The sequence below is a fragment of the Corallococcus sp. RDP092CA genome (genome assembly GCF_041903675.1).
GTDB lineage: Bacteria > Myxococcota > Myxococcia > Myxococcales > Myxococcaceae > Corallococcus.
Genome location: NZ_JAYESI010000034.1, coordinates 69,059 through 88,259 on the forward strand (window position 1 = coordinate 69,059; position 19,201 = coordinate 88,259).

Below are 19,201 nucleotides of genomic sequence, written 5' to 3' on the forward strand. Positions count from 1 at the left end.
GCCCAGTCCTCGTTTCAGCGTATCCAGGCATAGATGGGCAGCTCCAGCTTCAGCCGTGAGCTGCCCCATCAGCGCCGGAGTCGCGCATGAGGCCCCCCCTCCGCGGGAAGAGCCCTGAAGCCTCACGCCCGGCGGTGGTTGCGCCGGTACGCGCCGGGAGCCGTGCCGTCCCAGCGCTTGAAGGCGCGGTTGAAGGACGCCTCGCTCTGGTAGCCGATGGCCGGAGCGACCTCGCTCAGGGGCAGCTCGCTCTCGCGCAGGAGCTGGGCGGCCTTGATCATCCGCCACCCCGCCAGGTACTCCAGCGGCGGCTCTCCCACGAGCTCGCTGAAGCGCGCGGCGAAGCCGGACCGCGACATGGCCACGGCCGACGCCAGGCGCTCCACCGTCCAGGGCTCCCCGGGCCGCTCGTGGATGAGCGCGAGCGCCTTGCCTATCGGCGGATCCACCAGCGCCCGCAGGCCGCTCTCCCGGCACGACTCCGAGGACATGATGTGCGCCCGCAGGGCCTGCACCAGCAGGATGTCCGCGAGCCGGCTCATGATGACGGTGGCCCCCGGATGCGACGACGCGCTCTCCGTCAGCAGCAGTTGCACCGTGGACGCCAGCGACGGCGCCGTCGCCGCATCATCCGCGGCCAGGTGGATGACCCGCGGCAGCTCCTGGAACAGGAGCGTGCGCGGCGCGACGCCCAACTGGAACGACGCCGCCACCAGCGTCGTCCGCTCGCCGTCGCCGCCCAGCCGGATGGCGCCCTTGCCACGGGCGCTCGCGCAGGCGCCCGGCTCCAGGACATGAACGGGGCTGCCCTCCGCGTCGCGCAGCGTGTGGCCTCCGCCATGCGGCAGCACGGCCAGGTCGCCCGCGGACAGCTCGAGCGCCCCCGGAACGCCCTCCACCTCCAGCCGCGCCCCACCCCTCGCGATGAGGATGATGTGCGCGCCCGGGTACGTCCCGAACTGGAGCCCCCACGGCGCGAACAGCTCGAAGCGGCCGTGCATCCGGGTGGACAGCCGCAGCGTGTCCAGCACGTCCGCGAGCACGTCCGCGCCCTGCCACTCCGGCACCTCTGGACGTTCGGTCAATTTCTTTGGACTGGAGGCCATGGCACGTCCATAGCGCCTGGAGCATTCACCGGCCATGGCAAATCCCCTGAAGCTCCTCTCCCCCTTCCGGCTGGGCCGGCTCGAACTGAAGAACCGGCTGGTGATGGCCCCCATGACCCGCAGCCGGGCGCTGGTGGACGGCAACGTCCCCAACCCGCTGGCGGTGACCTACTACGCGCAGCGGGCGTCCGCGGGCCTCATCGTCTCCGAGGGCACCCAGGTCAGCCCCCAGGGCGTCGGGTACATCCGCACGCCGGGCATCCACTCGCCCGAGCAGGTGGCGGGCTGGCGCAAGGTGACGGACGCGGTCCACGCGGCGGGCGGGCTCATCTTCGCGCAGCTGTGGCACGTGGGGCGCGTCTCGCACCCGGACTTCCACGGCGGCGCGCTGCCGGTGGCGCCCTCCGCGATCGCGGTGGACCAGGAGGTCTTCACGTTCCAGGGCAAGAAGCGCGCGGTGGCGCCCCGGGCCCTGGAGACGGAGGAGCTTCCCGGCGTCGTCGAGCAGTTCCGCCAGGGCGCTCGCAACGCGAAGGCGGCCGGCTTCGACGGCGCGGAGCTGCACGGCAGCAACGGCTACCTGCTGGACCAGTTCCTGCGGGACGGCTCCAACCGGCGCACGGACGCATACGGCGGCGGCATCGAGAACCGGGCGCGCTTCCCGCTGGAGGCGGCGCGGGCGGTGGCGGAGGTGTTCGGCGCGGACCGCGTGGGCTACCGGCTCCACCCGCAGAACTTCGCCTATGCGGGCATGACGGACTCCACGCCCGTGGAGACCTTCACGTACCTGGCCCGCGAGCTGGCCAGGCTGGGCCTGGGCTACCTGCACGTGACGGAGAACGTCGCGGGCCCCAACGCCCCGGCGCCCGAGCAGCGCATCACCCCGAGGCTCCGCGAGGCCTTCCCGGGCGTCCTCATCGCCAACGGCGGCTACGACGCGCGGACCGGTGAAGCGGTCGTCGAGCGCGGCGAGGCGGACCTCGTGGCGTTTGGCGTGCCGTTCCTCGCGAACCCGGACCTGCCGGAGCGCTTCCGCCGGTCCGCTCCGCTCAACACGCCGGACGCGGCGACCTTCTTCGCGGGCGAGGAGCAGGGCTTCACGAGCTACCCGGCGCTGACCTGAGCCGAGAGGAGAGAACCGTCATGAACACGCAGCGAGGCGAAGTCCTGGAGCGCCGGCTGGAGCGCGTCATCGACCTGCCGGCCCCCATGCCGGGGCAGTTCGGCCCGGCGCACACGGTGGTGCCGGTCATCTCGCCGGAGGACTACGCGCGGTCGGATCCGTTCATCCTGTTGATGGACGACCGCATCGACGGCAAGCCTATCGGCGGGCCGCATCCGCACGCGGGCTTCGAGACGGTGACCCTCGTGGTGAAGGGCGGGATGACCCACGACAGCGGCAAGCTGGGCGAGGGCGACGTGCAGTGGATGACGGCCGGCAGTGGCGTCATCCACGGCGAGGGCCTGGAGGGCGACCTGGGGCAGGCGCGCATCCTCCAGCTGTGGCTCACCCTTCCCCGCGCGCAGCGCTGGGTGGCCGCGGGCTACCAGGACCTGCCCTACGCCCAGCTGCCGGTGCGGCGTGAGCCGGGCGTGGAGGTGCGGGTCTACAGCGGCACCTCGGGGCCGGTGCGGTCGGCGACGAAGAACTACGTGCCCGTCACGCTGGCGGAGCTCGTGCTCGAAGCGGGCGCGTCCGTCGAGCAGGACCTGCCCGCGTCGTACAACGGCTTCTTCTACGTGCTGGAGGGCGCGGTCGCGGTGGGGCCGGACCGCCGGACGCTGAGGCCCGGGCAGGTGGGCTGGCTGGACCGGCCGGTGTCGGGCGGCGACAGCACGGTCCGCGTCACCGGGACGACGCGAGCGCGGGTGCTGCTGTACGCGGGCCAGCCGCAGCGGGAGCCGCTGGTGAGCCACGGGCCCTTCATCGGCGACACCCAGGCGGACATCCTGAGGGCCTTCGAGGGGTACCGCGCGGGCCGCTTCGGTCCGCCGCCGCCGAGGTAGCGGACCGCGCGGCGCCGGGCGTCAGCGGCTCTCGGCGGGGGCCGGCGCCAGCGTGGCGGCGGCCGGCGCGCCGGCGTTGGCGCGCTCCAGGTGCGGACCCAATTGGCCGGTGAGCATCAGCGCGGCCATGCGGAAGTCGGAGATGAGCGACCAGAAGGGGTACTTGAAGGTCGCGGGGCGGTTGTGCTCGATCTTGAAGTGGCTGGCCCACGCGAAGCCGTAGGCGGACACCAGGGCCGCGGGAATCAGCGCGCCGCGCCCGGTGACGGCGGCGGTGATTCCCAGGCCCACGCCCAGGCTGGTGCCCACGAAGTGCAGCCAGCGTGTCGACGCCTGCGAGTGCTCGCGCAGATAGAACGGCCAGAACTCGGCATAGGTCTGGATGCGGTCGGACATGAAGTGAAGTTGTGTCCAGCCGCCCGCCTCCCGTCAACCCATGCGGGCTCTCTTCGTGCCGGTCGGGACACCGGTCGCCCCCGAAGCCACGGCAACCCGGACGCGGACTGTCGGCAGGAGGGCGGACAGGCGGTCCTCGACGCGCCCGGTCGTTCCAGGCGGGTAGGGAACAATCCGGTGCGGACAGCCTGGAGGTGGGAGGCGCGAACCGCGCGTGTCGTGAAAGACTCGGGGGCGCGCATGAGTGACTGGACGCCCAAGCTGAACCCCACGGTGGACCTGCGGCGCCTCCCGCTGAACGCGGAGGAGGGCTTCGTGCTGTCGCGGCTGGACGGCCACACGCGAGAGAGGGACCTGCCCGCGCTGACGGGGTTCCCCCCGGACAAGCTGCGGGACATCCTCGCGAGGCTGGTGTCGCAGGGGGCGCTGCTATCGGGCGCGGAGCCCGCGAGCGCCGTGAACACGCTCCGGCCTCCGGATGCGCCACCCGCGAGCGCCGCGCTCCTGGCGGGCGCGGCCGTGGAGGAACGCGCCATGCCCTCGCTCGATGAGAGCGGGACGGAGCCGCTGCCGGAGGCGGAGGCCTCGGGCGACTCCGACGAGGAGGCCGCGCCCGCGGACGACGTGCCCGAAGCGGTGCTGGGCGACTACCGCAAGCTCTTCGAGACGCGGCTGCACGCGCTGCCGGAGGACCAGCGGGTGGCGCTCGCGAAGGGGGCGGAGGAGCCGGAGCTGTCCGCGCTGTGCTTCGACCCGGTGCCCGCCGTCATCAAGGCGGTGCTGGAGAGCTCCCGCGTGGGCCTTGCGCACGCGAGGCTCATCGCCAGGCACCACCGCAACCCCGTGGGCCTGGAGGCGCTGGTGGCGCGAGCGGCCTTCGCGTCAGACGCGGGCGTGCGCCGCTTCCTCGTGCGCAACCCGCAGCTGCCGGTGGCCGTCTTCCGCCGCCTGTGGGCGATGCGCCGCCTGATGGAGCACCACAAGCTCACGGTGGACCGCGACGTGCCGGAGCAGACCCGCCGCGCCGCGCGCGAGCTGCTGCGCCAGCGCTTCTCCACCGGCCCGTCCGAGGAGAAGGTCGAGCTCATCCTCAACACGGAAGGCCGGGCCCTGGGCGCGCTCGTGGGCATGCCGGTGGACGGCAAGACGACGTCGCTCCTGTGCGGGCGCACGTACCGCTCGCCCATGCTGGTGCAGAACATCGCGCGCTGGAGCGCCGCGCCGCCCGCCCTCATCGCGCACCTGCTCAAGCAGGAGCTGGTCCGCCGTCAGCCCCAGCTGCGCATGATGCTCGCGCGCCACCCCAACGCCCCCGCGGACGCGAAGCGCGCCTGAGCCACAAGCCCGCCACGGCCACTTGACTACAGTCGTAGTCATGACATATCGCTCCTGACTACAACTGTCATCAGGAGGGGTGCCGTGGACAGACCGCCGCATGGACAGAGGTCGCTCCCGTCGTTCGTCCGGGAGGGCCTGGGCTGGCTCCTGGCCCTGCACCTGCTGCTCGCGCTGATGCCTCACGCGCACCTCGCGCAATCGCTGCGCGCCGGGGGCCACAAGGTCCGCGTGTGGTGGAAGGCGGCGGACACCGTGCGCCGTCACGCGGCGCCCCTCGTGCGCGCGGAGCTGGAGGCGTGGTGGCACGACGCGCTGGCGGGCCGGTGCGCGCCCGGGGCGTCCCGCGTGTGACGCGGCTCAGGGCTTGCGCGCAGTGATGAGCGGCTGGTTGAAGCCGGTCTCCTCCGGCGTGTACCAGCGCGGATCCACCAGCCCCGCCTTCGTGAGCGCCTGCTCCAGCTCCACGGGTTGCAGCAGGCGGTAGACGCCGGTGTGCTCGGTGGTGTGCCAGACGCCGGACTCCTGGCGCAGGATGAACTGGCGCACGGTGTATTGCCTCTCATCCACCGCCCAATCCCAGACTTGAAACAGCACGCGGCGGCCCAGCGGCGTGTCCAGCACGCGCTCCGCCGTGAAGCGCGGCCGCTTCTCCAGCAGCGCCGAGTGGTCCCGCAGGCTCGCCACCAGCAGCCCCCCGGGCACCAGGCGCGACGCCATGGCGTTCGCCGCGTCCTCCAGGTCCGAGTCCTCCAGCAGGTGCGCCACCGCGTTGTCGCACGACATCACCACGTGGAAGGTGCCCGGCACCTGCCAGTCCAGCATCCGCATGTCCGCCACGCCGGTGGTGAGGCTCACGTGCATGGCGCGGGCTTCCCGCTCCGCGCGGGCGACCGCGGAGGGGCTCAGGTCCGTGGCGTGCACCGCGTAGCCCCGCGACGCCAGCCCCAGCGCCTGCGTGCCGATACCGCACGCGCAGTCCAGCACCCGGCGCGGCGGCGCGACGCCCGCGCGGCGCAGCAGCGCGTCCAACACCGCGCCCTGCCGGTCCACCGCCTGCTCCCAGTCCGCGAAGAGCAGGTGGTACTCCTCGGCCAGCCCTTCGTAGAAGTCCAGGACGCTCTCAGACATGACGGTCTCCCCCCCCTTTAACACCCCCGCGCGGCCCGTCACGCGCGAGGACGCCGCCCGTCCGCCATGTCGCTGGCGGGAGGTCTTCCCTTCTCTGAGCTGTTACCCGGAAGACGGGACTCGGGAAGCCCGCGCGCGCCCGGGCAGGAGGCACCGCCGTTCCCCGCGTGAAACCCTCGCGCACCCGAAGCAAGGAGCTCTGATGCTGACGCTGACGCCGTCGCGGGTCCGCCTGGGATGGGTCGCAGAGAACAAGGCAGAGGCCATCCGCCTGGTCGGCCAGGTGATGGTGGAGGCCGGCTTCATCTCGCCCGCCTACGTCGACAGCATGCTCGAGCGCGAGCAGGTGTCCGCCACGCTCCTCGGCCCTGGCATCGCCATTCCACACGGCCTCCCGGAGGCGCGCGACCTGGTGCTCCAGACGGGCGTCGTCGTGGTGCAGTTCCCCGCCGGGGTCGCCTGGAGCCAGGACGGCCACGCGCGCCTCGTGGTGGGCATCGCCACGAGGTCCGATGAGCACCTCCAGGTGCTCGCCCACCTCACCGACGTGCTGGGCGACGAAGCCCGCGTCGAGGCCCTGTCCTCCACGCGGGACATCGCCCTCGTGGTCGAGGCCCTCAACGTCCCTGGCACGGAGCCCGTGCCCCCGGCCGCTCCCGTGCCCGACGGGCCTTCGCTCCAGGTGCGGTCCCCTTCGCCGGACGGCCTGCACGCGCGCCCCGCCACCGTGCTGGTGGAGGTGGTGCGCCGCTTCCGCGCGGACGTCACCGTCCACCACGAGGGGCGGCAGGCGAGCGCGCGCAGCCTCCTGTCGCTCCTGCGCCTGGGCGCCCGGGGCGGCTCGACGCTGACGCTCACCGCGGCGGGCGACGACGCGGACGCGGTGCTCCTCGCGCTGCGGGACGCCTTCGACGCCGGCCTGGGGGAAGCGACGTCCACGCCCTCGCCGCGGACCGCCGTCGTGCTCGACTACGAGGGCGCGTGGGTCGCGGGCCTGTCCGCGTCACCGGGCATCGCGGCCGGGCCGGTCTGGGCCTTCCAGCGGCAACGGCTGGAGGTGGAGGAGCGCGCCGACGACGCCGCGCGGGAGCACCTGCTGCTGGACGCGGCGCTGGCCGGGGCGGCGACGGAGCTGCGCCAGCTGCACGAGGGCTTCCTGCTGAAGGTCGGGGCGCGGCGGGCGGCCATCTTCAAGGCGCACCTGGAGCTGCTGGACGACCCGGAGCTGCGGTCGGAGACGCACGGCCTCATCGACACGGGCCTGAGCGCGGGCGAGGCCTGGCGCCGCGTCTTCGAGAGCCGCGCGGAGGCGCTGGCCGCGATGGAGGCGCCGGTGCTGGCCGCGAGGGCCGCGGACCTGCGGGACGTGGGCCTGCGCGTGCTGCGCCCCCTGGCCCGGGCCCAGGAGGCCGCGCCCCTCCTCCCGGACCACCCGGTGGTGCTGCTGGCGGAGGACCTGGCGCCGTCGGACACCGCCAGGCTGGACCCCGCGAGGGTGCTGGGCCTGTGCACGGCGGGCGGCGGAACGACCTCGCACACGGCCATCATCGCGCGCTCGCTGGACCTGCCGGCGGTGGTGGCGGTGGGGCCGGCGGTGCTCGCGCTGCGGAACGGGCAGCACTGCATCCTGGACGGAGACGCGGGCGTGCTCGTGGTGGAGCCCTCCGAGGGGGACCGGGCGAAGGCCGCGCGCCAGCGCGAGCGGCTCCGCCAGCGCCGCGAGGCGGAGAAGCTGGAGCGCTACCGGCCCGCCATCACGCTCGACGGACAGCGCGTGGAGGTGGCCGCGAACATCAGCGAGGCCGCGGAGGCCGCCAGGGCCGTGGAGGCGGGCGGCGAGGGCGTGGGCCTGATGCGCACGGAGTTCCTCTTCCTGAGGCGCGACGAGCCGCCCGGAGAGGAGGAGCAGCTCCACGCGTACCGCGCCATGGTGCGAGCGCTGAACGGCCTGCCGCTCATCCTGCGCACGCTGGACATCGGCGGGGACAAGCACGCGCCCTACCTGTCGCTGCCGGCGGAGGAGAACCCGTTCCTGGGCGTGCGCGGCATCCGGCTGTGCTTCGAGCGCGAGGACCTGTTCCGCACGCAGCTGCGCGCCCTCCTGCGCGCGTCGAAGGAGGGCCCGGTCCGCATCATGTATCCGATGGTGGCGACGCCCGAGGAGCTGACGAGGGCCCGCGCCATCACCGAGTCCGTGCGCCGCGAGGTCGGCGCGGCCCCGGTGGAGACGGGCATCATGATGGAAGTGCCCTCGGCGGTGATGATGGCGGAGCAGCTGGCGAGGGACGTGTCGTTCTTCTCCATCGGGACCAACGACCTGACGCAGTACGCGCTGGCCATGGACCGGCGGCACCCGGCGCTCGCGCCGCGAGTGGACGGCCTGCACCCGGCGGTCTTGCGCATGGTGGCCCTGACGGTGAAGGCTGCGAGGCAGGCGGGCATCTGGGTGGGCGCGTGCGGCGGCATCGCGGGGGACCCGGCGGGGGCGGTGGTGTTGTCCGGCCTGGGCGTGACGGAGTTGAGCGTGGCCATCCCCAGCATCCCAGCGGTGAAGGCGCTGCTGCGGGGCATCTCCATGGCGGACGCGGAGGCGGTGGCCCGGGCCGCGTTGGCGTGCACCACCGCCACCGAGGTGCGGAGCCTGGTGCGCGGCCTGCTGGAGCGGAAAGGAACGAACGCGTGAGGCCGAAGAAGCCGGGCGTGGTGACGGTGACGTTGAACGCGGCCATCGACCAGACGCTGGAGTGCCCGGGGTTCACGGCGGGCGCGGTGAACCGGGTGGTGGCGGAGACGCGCACGCCGGGGGGCAAGGGCATCAACGTGGCGGCGTTCCTCGCGGGAGGCGCAAGGCCGGTGACGGCGGCCGGCTTCCTGGGCGGGGACACGGCGCCGTTGTTCGAGGCCCTGTTCCGCGAGCGAGGCATCCAGGACCGCTGCCTCCGGCTGCCGGGCTCCAGCCGCGTGAACATCAAGGTCGTGGAGCGCACGAGCGGAGCGGTGACGGACCTGAACCTGCCGGGCCCACGGGTGCCGGAGGAGGCGCTGGACGCGCTGACGGCGACGCTGGACGCGCTGGCGGAGGAGAACGGCTGCTTCGTGCTGTCGGGCAGCGTGCCCGCGGGAGTGCCCGCGACCGTCTACGCCACGCTGACGGAGCGCCTGCGCGCCAGGGGCGCGCTGGTGGCGGTGGACACCAGCGGAGCGCCGCTGCGCTATGCGGTGGCGGCGAAGCCGGACCTCGTGAAGCCCAACGCGCACGAGCTGGAAGCGCTGGTCGCGAGGCCGCTGGGGAACGCGGGCGAGCTGGCGCGCGCCGCGAGGGACCTGCACGCGGCGGGCATCGGGCTGGTGGTGGTGTCGCTGGGAGCCGAGGGCGCCCTGTTCATCTCCGACGACGGAGCCTGGAGGGCCCTCCCGCCGCCCGTGGAGGTCGCGAGCACGGTGGGCGCGGGCGACGCGCTGATGGCGGGGGTGCTGGCGGCGAGGCTGGAGGGCTACGACCTGGAGACCTGCGCCCGAAGGAGCACGGCCTTCGCGGCGGGGAAGCTCGCGAGGGTGGGCCCGGTGCCACCGACACCGGAGCGGGTCGCGGAGCTGGTGTGCGCGGTGCGGATGCATCCGCTGGGCACGGGCTGATCACCCCCCGCGCCCCTCCAGCTCTTCGATGGCGGCCCGCACCGCCGGGGGCACCGGCACCTTCTCGTGCGTGGCGTAGCGCAGCGTCACGATGATGGAGCCGCCGCGCGTGTAGAGCACCCCGTCGTCCGCGCCCGCCACCACGTGCTCGAAGGTGATGGAGGAGTTGCCCACGCGCGTGACGCGCGCGCCCGCCACCAGGTTCACCGGGAACACCACCGGCCGGAGGTAGTCCGCGTGCGTGTTCGCCAGGATGGGGCCCACCCCGTCCGCCGACGTGGTCTCCGCGCCGGCGGCGGACGGCCCCACCAGCCCGATGCGGGCCATGTACGCGATGCGCGCGGACTCGAACCAGGTGAACGTGCGGGCGTTGTTGACGTGCCCGTACGCGTCCATCTCGCTCCAGTGCACGGGGAAGGGTACGACGACGGGGCAGTCCTTCAGGGTGGCGTTCGACATGCCCCCCAGGGTCGCAGGGACCATCCCGCCAGGGAACGGAAACCACGCCTGCCTGCCCTCCAGGAGTCCCGTGCAGCCATGCTAAGCCAGGGGTCCATGGCTCTCCGGTCCACCCTGGCGCCGCCCGCCGCTCCGTCCCATCCCTCCGCCCCGGGTCCCCGCGATGGCCGGTGAGCCCACGCGGCCCGAGGGGGAGCGCCGCCAGGACCCGCCCGCCCCCTGGGAGGAGCCGCCCTCCCCTCCCGCGCCGCACGAGGTGCGCGAGCGGGGCAGCGCCACCGCCACCAAGCCCCAGAAGCACGCGGCCATGGTGCGCTGGCTGCATCCCACGCAGGTGCTGCGCACGGGCCTGGAGGCGGTGGTGGCCACGGTGTTCGGCTCGCGCGCGGACCACCGGCTCATCGAGGCGGTGGTGCGGCCGCAGCAGCCCTACTTCGACTATTCGGAGGAGTCGGGCCCAGACGGCGACTTCTGGCTCGACTACGTCTCCGACATCGGCGACGGCTGGGACTCCACCTACGCGGTGGCGCGCCTGCTGGCCCTGCCGGAGCTGAAGCTCCCGGAGGAGGACGGCAAGACGTCCCACGTCACGCCGCGGGGCCGCGTGCTGGTGTTCGGCGGGGACGAGGTCTACCCCGGCGCCAGCCGGGAGACGTACGAGGAGCGCACGGTGCAGCCCTACGAGGCCGCCATGCGCCGCTCGCGGCCCCCCCACCCGGACCTGTTCGTCATCCCGGGCAACCACGACTGGTACGACGGCCTGTCCGCCTTCATGCGGCTGTTCTGCGCGCAGCGCTGGGTGGCCGGGCGCCGCACGCGGCAGAGCCGCAGCTACTTCGCGCTGAAGCTGCCCCGGAACTGGTGGCTCATCGGCACGGACGTGCAGCTCAACAGCGACATCGACGTGCCCCAGGTGGAGTACTTCCGCCACGTCGCGGATCAGATGGGCCCCGACGACCGCGTCATCCTCTGCAACGCGGAGCCCGCGTGGGTGCTGGCCGCGGCCGCGCGCCGCGCCAGGGGCAGCTACCTGGAGAACAACCTGGAGTACCTGGAGGAGAAGGTGCTCGGGCGGCGCATCGCCGTGTTCCTCGCGGGCGACCTGCACCACTACCGCCGGCACGAGGACGACACCGGCCAGCACCGCATCACCGCGGGCGGCGGCGGCGCCTTCATGCACCCCACGCACGCGCCCGCGGCGCCCGTGCTGCGCGACGGCTCCACGCTGCGCAAGAGCTTCCCGGACGAGGCCACGTCGCGAAAGCTCGCGCGCAAGAACCTGCTCCTCATCCGCTACAGCCCGCTGTTCGGGCTCATCACCGGCCTGTGGTACCTGCTGCTCGCGCTGGCGGCCTACGCGGAGGTGGGCTCGCTTGGCCTCTCCCGCCTGCCGGAGGTGGTGACGGCGGTGGCCAACAGCATGGTCAACCGCCCGTGGACGCTCATCCTCGGGATGGTGACGGTGGGGGGCCTGGCGGGGCTGGCGGACGCGGCGCTCGGGAAGTGGCGCGCGCTCCTGGGCGGCCTGCACGGCGTGGCGCACATCGTGGCCGCGTTCTTCGTCGCCTGGGGCGCGACGTACTTCACGGTGAGCACGCTGGGCGTGTGTCCGGTGCTGTCGCCGGATGGCGCGCACTGCGCGGACGGCTGGCTGCACCTGGCGGGCAAGTTCTTCTTCTCCAGCGCGTTCACCTTCGTGGGCGGCTTCCTCGTGGGCCCGTTCATCACCGGCCTGTACCTCTGGCTGAGCGTGAACTCCTTCGGCGCGCACTCCAACGAGGCCTTCGGGTCGCTCGCGCTGCCGGACTGGAAGAACTTCCTGCGCATGCGCATCGGGAAGGACGGGGCGCTGACCATCTACCCCGTGGGCATCGAGCGCGTGCCGCGCAAGTGGAAGCCCACCGGCGCGGGCCCCCTGTCGCCCGCGTTCGACCCGGACGACCCGAAGGCCACCGAGCCGTTCCTCATCGAGCCGCCCATCCGCGTCAGCCGCTGACGCTACCCGGCCGAGCGCGGCCCGGGAGGCGGCTCCTCTTCCGCCGTGGAGCTGGAGGACGCGGCCCGCGCCGCGTCCTCCAACAGCGGCGCGATGCCGGGCTGCTTGCGGGTAAGGGCCACGTAGTCCTGGAGGGCCGCGTCCAGGCCCACGTCGCGCCTCGCGCGCTCGGACAGGAACCACTTGTGCTCCAGCACCTGGCAGTAGAGCTCCGCGGTGTCGGCCGCGCGGCCCAGCTCCTTCTGAAGGCGTGACAGCGTGGGGTGGTAGCGCTCGTCCAGCCAGCGGAACGCGGCCACGCTCAGGGGCACGCTGCGGTCCAGCTTGCGAGTGAGCGTGGCCTTCATCTCCCGCATCTCGTTGAGCAGCAGGCTGGCCTGGCGCTCCTCCGCGACGATGCCGGTGAGCGAGTGCAGCTGGTGCCGGTGGTACTCGCGGTCCGTGACGATGGTGCGCATGCGCAGCTGGCTGCCCTGCCCGCTCGCCAGCAGCTCCACCTCGCCCACGGAGAAGCCCAGGTCGTTGAGCGTGCGGATCCGCTCGTGGATGCGGTAGCTCTCGTGCGGCTGGAGGATGAGCTCGCGGTTGATCTCCGCCCACAGCCGCTCGTACTTCTGGCGGATGCTCGCGGCCGTCTCCCGCCAGGCCTCCAGTTCCTGGGGCAGCTCCGCCGCCAGCTCCACGCGCGCGGCCAGGTCCGCCAGCCCTCCGGCGATGTTCTCCTCCATGATCTGGAGGTCCATCTCCCGCTGGCCGTCGGAGAGCTGCTCGTGCAGCTCGGACGTCTCCGCGTCCACCGCGTACGCTTGCAGCTCGCCCGCGTCGCGGCGGAAGAGCACGTTGGACAGCGAGCAGTCGCCCCAGAAGAAGCCGCCCAGGTGCAGCCGCACCAGCAGGCCCGCCATCGCGTCCAGGAGCCGCGACCGGTAGCGCTCCAGGCCCTGGTGCATGAACAGCGCGCGGTACGGCAGCGACGAGGCGAGGTACTGCGTGATCAGCAGCCCGGGCCTGTCCCCGGGCGCGGCCTCCAGGCCCTCCTCCGTCTGCACCGCGAGGCCCACGGGCACCACCGATGGCAGCCGGCGGTCCTCCAGGCCGCGCAGGAGGTCGTACTCGCGCTGCGCCACGCGCGCGGGGGTCTCCTTGAAGGCGTAGATGGTGGCGCCGTAGCTGACGAACACCACCACGTGCCGGGACAGGCCGCGCGGCACCTCCACCACGCGCGGTGAACGCTCCGGCCACGCCTCCAGCGGCAGCTCCCACGGCAGGTCGAGGAAGTCCGGGTGCCCCTGCCGGATATGCAGGGAGTGGAGGCGGCGCGCGGGGTGAGACATGTTGGTCACCAGCCTACTGCCCGGGGGGCCGCGCATCACCCGGACCGCCCGGTGGCCGGCGTGGATCGTTCGCTGCTAGAGGAAGAGGCCATGCGACCCCTCCGCGGCCTCTCCCTCTACAGCGCGGCCCTGCTGTCGGCCTGCGCCGGCTCCTCGCCCTCCCCGGCCCCGACCCCGTCCGGGTCCGGCAACATCACGCTCGCCGCGCCGGCGGGAGACGCGTGGTACCGGGGCGCGGTGTTCTACGAGGTGTTCGTCCGCAGCTTCCAGGACTCCAACGGCGACGGCGTGGGAGACCTGCCGGGGCTCATCTCGCGGCTGGACTACCTGAACGACGGCGACCCGGCGACGACGGACGACCTGGGGGTGGACGCGCTGTGGCTGATGCCGGTGTTCGCGTCGCCCAGCTATCACGGCTATGACGTGACGGACTACGAGCGCATCCAGACGGCCTACGGCTCGCTGGAGGACCTGCAACGGCTGTGTGACGAGGCGCACCGCCGGGGCATGCGCGTCATCCTGGACTTCGTCATCAACCACACCAGCTCGGAGCATCCGTGGTTCGTGGACTCGGCGTCCTCGCCGCAGTCGGCGAAGCGCGACTGGTATCAGTGGCGCACGAACAACCCCGCGTGGGCGCAGCCGTGGGACCTCTACTCGCAGACCAACACGTGGCATCCGCAGGACACCGGCTGGTACTACGGCGTCTTCTGGGGCGGCATGCCGGACCTCAACCTCCAGACGCCCGCGGTGCGCGACGAGGTGAAGCGCCTGGCCACGCTGTGGCTGGGGCGCGGCGTGGACGGCTTCCGGCTGGATGCCGCGCGCTACCTCATCGAGACGGGCGGCGGGGCGGGGCAGGCGGACACGCCGGAGACGCACGCCTTCTGGAAGGAGTTCGCCGCGCACGTGCGCTCGGTGAAGCCGGACGCGGTGCTGGTGGGTGAGGCCTGGAGTGAGACGCCGTCGGTGGGGAAGTACTACGGCTCCACGGCGACGCTGCCGGGCGGGGACGAGCTGCCGCTCAACTTCAACTTCCCCATGTCCGCGCGGGTGATTGAAGGCATCAACGCGGGCAACAGCGGCGGCGTGGCTTCGAAGCTGCTGGAGATGAAGAACAACTATCCGGCCGGCGTGGCGGACGCGCCGTTCCTCACCAACCACGACATGGTGCGGCTGGCGACGCAGTTCTCCAACGACGGGGCGAAGCTGGGGCTGGCCGCGGCGGTGCTGCTGACGCTGCCGGGCGCGCCGTTCCTCTACTACGGCGAGGAGGTGGGCCTGGGGAACGGCAACGCCAACAACGACGAGTCCAAGCGCACGCCCATGCCATGGAGCGGCGCGGCGGGCGGAGGCTTCACGGCGGGCTCGCCCTGGTATGCCTTCTCCAGCGGCCGGGAGACGGCGAACGTGGAGGCGCAGCGGAGCAACCCGGGCTCTCTGCTGTCGCGCTACCGGAACCTCATCCACGCGCGCCAGGGCTCGGAGGCGCTGCGCAACGGAGGCCTGCGGCTGTTCACGGCGACGACGGGCGTGTCGCGCACGCTGGCGTTCGTGAGGACGCTGGACGACGAGCAGGTGCTGGTGGTCCACAACTTCTCCACCGCGCAGGAGTCGGTGGGTCCGTTCGACGTGGAGGCCACGACGGCGGAGCCGCTGTTCGTGGACTCCGGCGTGGCGCCGCTCACGGGCGGCTCGGGGGCGTGGAGGACGAGCATCCCGGCCCGCTCCACGGCCATCTGGCGGCTGCGCTAGCTGACGACAGGCTGACGCCACGAGCGGGAGAGGTGCCCCTCTCCCGCGGCGTTGAAGCGGCGGATGAGCTCCGCCGCCGCGCCCTTGTCCTGACGGAGCAGCCATTTCAGCTCCGCGGGCATCAGCGCCTTCACGGTGAGGAGCCGGACCTCGCCCCCGGGCAGCGTGAAGCGCGCGGGCAGTGCGTCCGTCTCCACGCCGATGAGCACGGCCACGCGGCCCTCGGGGGTGACGAGGGTTTCGGGCATGCCCGCGCCGTCCACCTCCATGGACAGCGTGCCCTTGGACAGGGTGACGCGGAGCTTCTCGAGCTCGGCGACCTCGTAGGCGACGCGTTCGAGCAGGCGCACCGGCCAGCTCTTCCAGAATTCCCCCAACCGCTCCGGGGTCTCGATGGCGAGCTCCAGTCCGAAGCCAGCGGTGGGCCGGTCCAGGATGTCGCTGAACGGGTCGGACAGGCCGTCGGTGACGATGAGCATGCGGCCTTCAGGGCGGCGCACGGCCATCCAGTGCTGACTCCTGGCAGGCCATGGGCCGCCCACGACGGGAGGGATGTAGTCGTCGTCGGACATGGTGCCAAGCCCGCGCCACACAGCCACGCGCGCACGGTGAGCCTGGTCCCACAACTCGCCGCGCCTCTTCGTCTCCGCGCGGCGAACCGGGTCGACGGTCGGAGGGCCCGTCACCGCTTCGAACTTTGCGCCCGTAATGCCCGCGCGCTCCATCGCGTCCTTGATGTCCTCGGAGACGATGAGGACGACATCCCATTCCGAGGGGCGGAACACCTTCGCATCGCCCACTTTCGACGTGTCGATGCGCATCTCGGAGATGAAACTGAGGGTTCCGACCTTCTCCGGGAACCCGTCCTCTTCGGTCCAATACACCACATCCGAAGACGCCTTGGCGTCGACGCACGGAATGGTGCGGAGGGCATTGAGAATGAAATACGGCCCTGCGTGGGAGTCGACCTCGACGGGGATCAATTCGATGTCAGTCGGAGCCAATTCCTGAAAAAGAGCCGCGAGCTTCGCATTGACGACCGGGGTCCCGAACGCCGCATGCGCGTAATCACGAAATTCCCCCTCCACGTCCAACGGAAGCCGAATCGTGTCCTTGTAGTGCGCGGGCTCTCCAACCGTGAACTGCCAGGGGTCGTCGAGTTCTCGCCTTTGACCATCGAGAGGATGCCCCAGGCACCAGAATCCCTCAGCGACGTTCTCGGAAAGAATGAAGTACCTCATCGCCACAATGAATCTCCCGCGTTACTCAAGGCCGGTCACCCATCGATTCAGGTCTGTCCCCCTCTGGTTGATCACGTTCGCGAGAATCCGCAGTTCTCTCGCCAATGCAGCCCTGCAATCTTGCATGGACCTGCATCGCTTCGTCACCCTCTCCAGAGCGTCGAATACCTTCTGATGGTACGCCTCTGGATGAGGCCCTCTGTGCCCTGGCACGCGGACCTTGTTCGCGGGATCGTCGAGCGACATCCCTGCCTTATCGAAGATCCTCTGGAACTTTGGTGACCACGGACCACCACGATTCGTAGCGGTCCAGAACTTGTTGGACGCGATGTGATGCTCCGGTCCATCCACATCCGCGCCACTCGCGACAGGCCCCTTGTCGTCCCGAGCGGACATGGCCACCGCGTTCGGCGGCAGCGCCAGGGTGACGACGCCCTCGGACGACACCGCCGCGGACTCCACCTGCGCCGCCGCGCCCAGCCGGAAGCCGCCCAGCTCCGCGGCCACCAGCGAGGCCTGCCCGGCCCCCGGGAGCGTCGCCACCTTCGCCGCGAACGTCTCCGCCGTGCTCCCCACCGCCGCCAGCGCCAGCATCACGAACGCGCGCGCCGCGTTCTTCCCCATCACCTCGCCGTACTCCTCCCCCGCGTCACGGAGCGCATCGAACGTCCGGGCCACCCGGGCCTGCTCGGACAACTCGATCCAGCCCTGGATGAGGTTCCACACCGTGTCGATGCCCAGGTAGGCGATGAGCACCACCGTCATCGTCGCGGCGATGCCCTTCGACACGGGCTCGGGCAGCAACCACAGCGCCAGGTACACGGTGCCCGTCGCGACGACGGTGGTGAGCACCGCGCGCGGATCCGTCATCCCCACCAGCGCTGCCTCGGTCTCCTCCCACACCGACTCCAGCGCGATGGCGAACGCCAGCGACCGACGCCCGTCCTCATCCAGCGTGCGCCGGTCCTCCAGCAACTGAAGACAATCCCCCGGAGTCTGCTTGCGCTGGCACCACCGCCCATACGCGCTCGCCAGCTCCCGGCCGCCCTCATCCACCAGCAACGAAGCCCGAGCCGGCGCCCCCACGGACACCAATCCCAGCCGCCCGCGAACATGGGCATATGCCTTTGAAGAGAACGTCCCCGCGAACAACCGGTACGCCGCGTCACGAGGACGCGGAGCCACCGGAGCATCCTCCGCCAGCGTCCGCACCGCCTCGGTGAACTCCCCCGCCTCCAGCTCCACGGGCGCGACCTCCGCCCGAGGCACATGGACGACCGGCGCCCCGCGCCCCGTCTTCAGCCGGACACCGCGCGTCGCTGAACACCCCGTGCCCAGCAACACCAGCAGCACCGCGACCGACCAACTCCGGCCTGAGGACATGGACGCCTCCCTGGCACCCATCCTCGGCCGCGCGGACTCACCGCGACCAGGACCTCCCGCGCACGTCGCGCGAGCCGACCGTCATGGGGCGGGCGAGGACGGACCCACGGGCCCCGCGTCCGGCACCTCCGCGGGCACACCGGCGTCCTCCACCGTGCCCGCGTCAGGAGGAGCCACTCCCGCCGGAGCCGCGACCTTCCCCGAAGGCACCACCGCGCTCCACGCCGGCTTCGCGGGCCCCAGCACCGCTTCCTGCGTCGTCCCCGGCGCCACCAGCAGGTCCACCACCGGCGATTGCGAAGAATCCCCCTTCCGCCCTCCGCCGAAGCGGTCGTGGACCGGCTCCCCCGGCATGATGCCCATCGCCATCAGCCGCGAGTTCGCGGACGTGTCGCCGCCGAACATCCCGCCCAGCGACACGCGCCGGTCGAGGGTCGCGCCCGTCACCGCCACGCCGTAACCCCAGTCCGCGCTCGCGTGCCCGCCCAGGAAGCGATCCGGCACCTCGAAGATCACCGTGCGCCCGCTCACCTGGATGAGGGTGGGGAAGAACACCCGCGCCTCCAGCTCCTGCTCCGTGGCCGCGTTCAGCTCCGCCTCCACCTTGCCGCCAATCCCTCCCGACTGCTTCTCGTACGCGGCCAGCGCATCCTGCCGCCACTGCTTGCGCAGCGCCTCGCGCGCCTCGTAGGGACGCGGCGTCAGCACCACCGCCTTCTCCCACCCCGAATCCGCCGCGAGCGTGAGCCCCCGCCCCGGCAGCGTGTCCGTGCGCCCGGAGCCGGGCACCCGGTCCTGGTCCACGTACAGGTCCACGTTGAACGTGTAGAAGCCGTGCCGCGCCCGCTCCGCGACCGTCGCGCCCTCCAGGTCCACCGCCTGCGCGCGCGACGGCTTCGCGATGGGGTGCGCGAACGTCACCTCGAACCGCGTCGCCTGGTCGTCCGCGAACGCCGCCACCGACACGACATCCAGATCACCCGGCCCCAGGTCCGTCCGGCGCGGGTACACCAGCTCGCCGTCGCCGTGGTCGTCCCCCACCGGATCCGTCAGCCGGAACAGCAGCGCGTCCTCGCGCGTCTTGCCGCCGGAACACGCGGCCAGGGTGGAGGCGAGCAGCAGCGCGGACACGCGGGGACGCACGAACATCGGGGGGCACCTCATGCACGAGGAGAAGGCCCGTCCAGGTGTATCGCGCGGTGCCCCAAACGCAAGGAGCCCGGAGTGCCTTCACAGGCGCCCCGGGCTCCCCCTGCGTCAACCGCATGCCCCGCCGCGAGCAGGGCGCGCGATGACTAGGGCGTGTCCGCAAATCAGAGCCAGAGGCGGATGGAGGCGATTTGGACCATCGCGAGGTAGTTGGCGGCGCGCTTCTCGTAGCGCGTCGCCACCCGCCGGTTCTGCTTCAAGCGATTGAAGAGA

At 72.1% G+C, this 19,201-nt stretch carries 16 protein-coding genes and 1 pseudogene; 8 read left to right on the plus strand and 9 right to left on the minus strand.

What is annotated here, in order from left to right; translation table 11 throughout:
• Window positions 1–122 precede the first annotated feature (122 nt).
• The gene (locus U8525_RS28535) at window positions 123–1,106 is read right to left on the minus strand and encodes an AraC family transcriptional regulator (protein ID WP_374269859.1); all 984 of its coding nucleotides are present in this window, start codon (window positions 1,104–1,106) and stop codon (window positions 123–125) included.
• A gap of 34 nt (window positions 1,107–1,140) precedes the next feature.
• Here U8525_RS28535 and U8525_RS28540 point away from each other — a divergent pair, with 34 nt between their 5' ends.
• Window positions 1,141–2,229, plus strand: a complete 1,089-nt coding sequence (locus U8525_RS28540; protein WP_374269860.1) for an alkene reductase — start codon at window positions 1,141–1,143, stop codon at window positions 2,227–2,229.
• A 20-nt stretch (window positions 2,230–2,249) separates the two neighbouring features.
• Window positions 2,250–3,113, plus strand: coding sequence for a pirin family protein (locus U8525_RS28545; RefSeq protein ID WP_374269861.1), 864 nt, complete (start codon window positions 2,250–2,252; stop codon window positions 3,111–3,113).
• A gap of 21 nt (window positions 3,114–3,134) precedes the next feature.
• Here U8525_RS28545 and U8525_RS28550 read toward each other — a convergent pair whose 3' ends face one another.
• The gene (locus U8525_RS28550; RefSeq protein WP_374269862.1) at window positions 3,135–3,509 is read right to left on the minus strand and encodes an Mpo1-like protein; all 375 of its coding nucleotides are present in this window, start codon (window positions 3,507–3,509) and stop codon (window positions 3,135–3,137) included.
• A 240-nt stretch (window positions 3,510–3,749) separates the two neighbouring features.
• Between U8525_RS28550 and U8525_RS28555 the strand changes: the two genes are divergently transcribed.
• Together U8525_RS28555 and U8525_RS28560 are read left to right on the plus strand one after the other, a co-directional pair.
• Window positions 3,750–4,844, plus strand: a complete 1,095-nt coding sequence (locus tag U8525_RS28555) for a hypothetical protein (RefSeq protein WP_374269863.1) — start codon at window positions 3,750–3,752, stop codon at window positions 4,842–4,844.
• Window positions 4,845–4,928: 84 nt separating this feature from the next.
• Window positions 4,929–5,198 (plus strand): hypothetical protein, encoded by a 270-nt coding sequence (locus tag U8525_RS28560; RefSeq protein WP_374269864.1) that lies wholly within the window; start codon window positions 4,929–4,931, stop codon window positions 5,196–5,198.
• Between the two features lie 6 nt (window positions 5,199–5,204).
• On the opposite strand, the gene U8525_RS28565 is transcribed toward U8525_RS28560, so the two are convergent.
• Complete coding sequence (locus U8525_RS28565; RefSeq protein WP_374269865.1) at window positions 5,205–5,975, minus strand: class I SAM-dependent methyltransferase; 771 nt, start codon at window positions 5,973–5,975, stop codon at window positions 5,205–5,207.
• A 202-nt stretch (window positions 5,976–6,177) separates the two neighbouring features.
• Here U8525_RS28565 and ptsP point away from each other — a divergent pair, with 202 nt between their 5' ends.
• Together ptsP and pfkB are read left to right on the plus strand one after the other, a co-directional pair.
• Complete coding sequence (ptsP, locus tag U8525_RS28570) at window positions 6,178–8,658, plus strand: phosphoenolpyruvate--protein phosphotransferase (protein ID WP_374269866.1); 2,481 nt, start codon at window positions 6,178–6,180, stop codon at window positions 8,656–8,658.
• Entirely contained in the window at window positions 8,655–9,611 is a 957-nt protein-coding gene (pfkB, locus tag U8525_RS28575) for a 1-phosphofructokinase (protein ID WP_374269867.1), read from the plus strand. Before ptsP ends, pfkB begins: the two co-directional genes overlap by 4 nt.
• On the opposite strand, the gene U8525_RS28580 is transcribed toward pfkB, so the two are convergent.
• Window positions 9,612–10,070 (minus strand): acyl-CoA thioesterase, encoded by a 459-nt coding sequence (locus U8525_RS28580; protein ID WP_374269868.1) that lies wholly within the window; start codon window positions 10,068–10,070, stop codon window positions 9,612–9,614.
• Between the two features lie 163 nt (window positions 10,071–10,233).
• Between U8525_RS28580 and U8525_RS28585 the strand changes: the two genes are divergently transcribed.
• Complete coding sequence (locus U8525_RS28585; RefSeq protein WP_374269869.1) at window positions 10,234–12,066, plus strand: metallophosphoesterase; 1,833 nt, start codon at window positions 10,234–10,236, stop codon at window positions 12,064–12,066.
• Between the two features lie 2 nt (window positions 12,067–12,068).
• On the opposite strand, the gene U8525_RS28590 is transcribed toward U8525_RS28585, so the two are convergent.
• Window positions 12,069–13,400: a DUF4032 domain-containing protein gene (locus U8525_RS28590; RefSeq protein ID WP_374269870.1), complete on the minus strand. Its 1,332-nt coding sequence runs from the start codon at window positions 13,398–13,400 to the stop codon at window positions 12,069–12,071.
• Window positions 13,401–13,490: 90 nt separating this feature from the next.
• On the opposite strand from U8525_RS28590, the gene U8525_RS28595 reads away from it, so the two are divergent.
• Window positions 13,491–15,155 carry an alpha-amylase family glycosyl hydrolase gene (locus tag U8525_RS28595; RefSeq protein ID WP_374269871.1) on the plus strand — a complete coding sequence of 555 codons (1,665 nt, stop codon included), beginning with the start codon at window positions 13,491–13,493 and terminating at the stop codon, window positions 15,153–15,155.
• Here U8525_RS28595 and U8525_RS28600 read toward each other — a convergent pair.
• The 4 genes and pseudogenes from U8525_RS28600 to U8525_RS28615 form a co-directional block, all read right to left on the minus strand.
• Complete coding sequence (locus tag U8525_RS28600) at window positions 15,152–16,396, minus strand: imm11 family protein (RefSeq protein WP_374269872.1); 1,245 nt, start codon at window positions 16,394–16,396, stop codon at window positions 15,152–15,154. The genes U8525_RS28595 and U8525_RS28600 overlap by 4 nt on opposite strands.
• Window positions 16,397–16,417: 21 nt before the next feature.
• The gene (locus U8525_RS28605; protein ID WP_374269873.1) at window positions 16,418–17,779 is read right to left on the minus strand and encodes an AHH domain-containing protein; all 1,362 of its coding nucleotides are present in this window, start codon (window positions 17,777–17,779) and stop codon (window positions 16,418–16,420) included.
• A gap of 81 nt (window positions 17,780–17,860) precedes the next feature.
• The gene (locus U8525_RS28610; protein WP_374269874.1) at window positions 17,861–18,928 is read right to left on the minus strand and encodes a glucodextranase DOMON-like domain-containing protein; all 1,068 of its coding nucleotides are present in this window, start codon (window positions 18,926–18,928) and stop codon (window positions 17,861–17,863) included.
• A 164-nt stretch (window positions 18,929–19,092) separates the two neighbouring features.
• A pseudogene (locus tag U8525_RS28615) lies at window positions 19,093–19,201 on the minus strand (IS5/IS1182 family transposase); the annotation flags it as partial.

What these genes read in the sequence shown, in the direction of transcription:
- U8525_RS28580 (WP_374269868.1), bottom strand. Translation starts at nt 10,070, where the DNA reads ATGTCGAACGCCACCCTGAAGGACTGCCCCGTCGTCGTACCCTTCCCC.
- U8525_RS28605 (WP_374269873.1), bottom strand. Translation starts at nt 17,779, where the DNA reads ATGTCCTCAGGCCGGAGTTGGTCGGTCGCGGTGCTGCTGGTGTTGCTG.
- U8525_RS28595 (WP_374269871.1), top strand. Translation starts at nt 13,491, where the DNA reads ATGCGACCCCTCCGCGGCCTCTCCCTCTACAGCGCGGCCCTGCTGTCG.
- U8525_RS28585 (WP_374269869.1), top strand. Translation starts at nt 10,234, where the DNA reads ATGGCCGGTGAGCCCACGCGGCCCGAGGGGGAGCGCCGCCAGGACCCG.
- U8525_RS28600 (WP_374269872.1), bottom strand. Translation starts at nt 16,396, where the DNA reads ATGAGGTACTTCATTCTTTCCGAGAACGTCGCTGAGGGATTCTGGTGC.
- U8525_RS28610 (WP_374269874.1), bottom strand. Translation starts at nt 18,928, where the DNA reads ATGTTCGTGCGTCCCCGCGTGTCCGCGCTGCTGCTCGCCTCCACCCTG.
- U8525_RS28545 (WP_374269861.1), top strand. Translation starts at nt 2,250, where the DNA reads ATGAACACGCAGCGAGGCGAAGTCCTGGAGCGCCGGCTGGAGCGCGTC.
- U8525_RS28550 (WP_374269862.1), bottom strand. Translation starts at nt 3,509, where the DNA reads ATGTCCGACCGCATCCAGACCTATGCCGAGTTCTGGCCGTTCTATCTG.
- U8525_RS28555 (WP_374269863.1), top strand. Translation starts at nt 3,750, where the DNA reads ATGAGTGACTGGACGCCCAAGCTGAACCCCACGGTGGACCTGCGGCGC.
- U8525_RS28535 (WP_374269859.1), bottom strand. Translation starts at nt 1,106, where the DNA reads ATGGCCTCCAGTCCAAAGAAATTGACCGAACGTCCAGAGGTGCCGGAG.
- U8525_RS28540 (WP_374269860.1), top strand. Translation starts at nt 1,141, where the DNA reads ATGGCAAATCCCCTGAAGCTCCTCTCCCCCTTCCGGCTGGGCCGGCTC.
- U8525_RS28590 (WP_374269870.1), bottom strand. Translation starts at nt 13,400, where the DNA reads ATGTCTCACCCCGCGCGCCGCCTCCACTCCCTGCATATCCGGCAGGGG.
- U8525_RS28565 (WP_374269865.1), bottom strand. Translation starts at nt 5,975, where the DNA reads ATGTCTGAGAGCGTCCTGGACTTCTACGAAGGGCTGGCCGAGGAGTAC.
- ptsP (WP_374269866.1), top strand. Translation starts at nt 6,178, where the DNA reads ATGCTGACGCTGACGCCGTCGCGGGTCCGCCTGGGATGGGTCGCAGAG.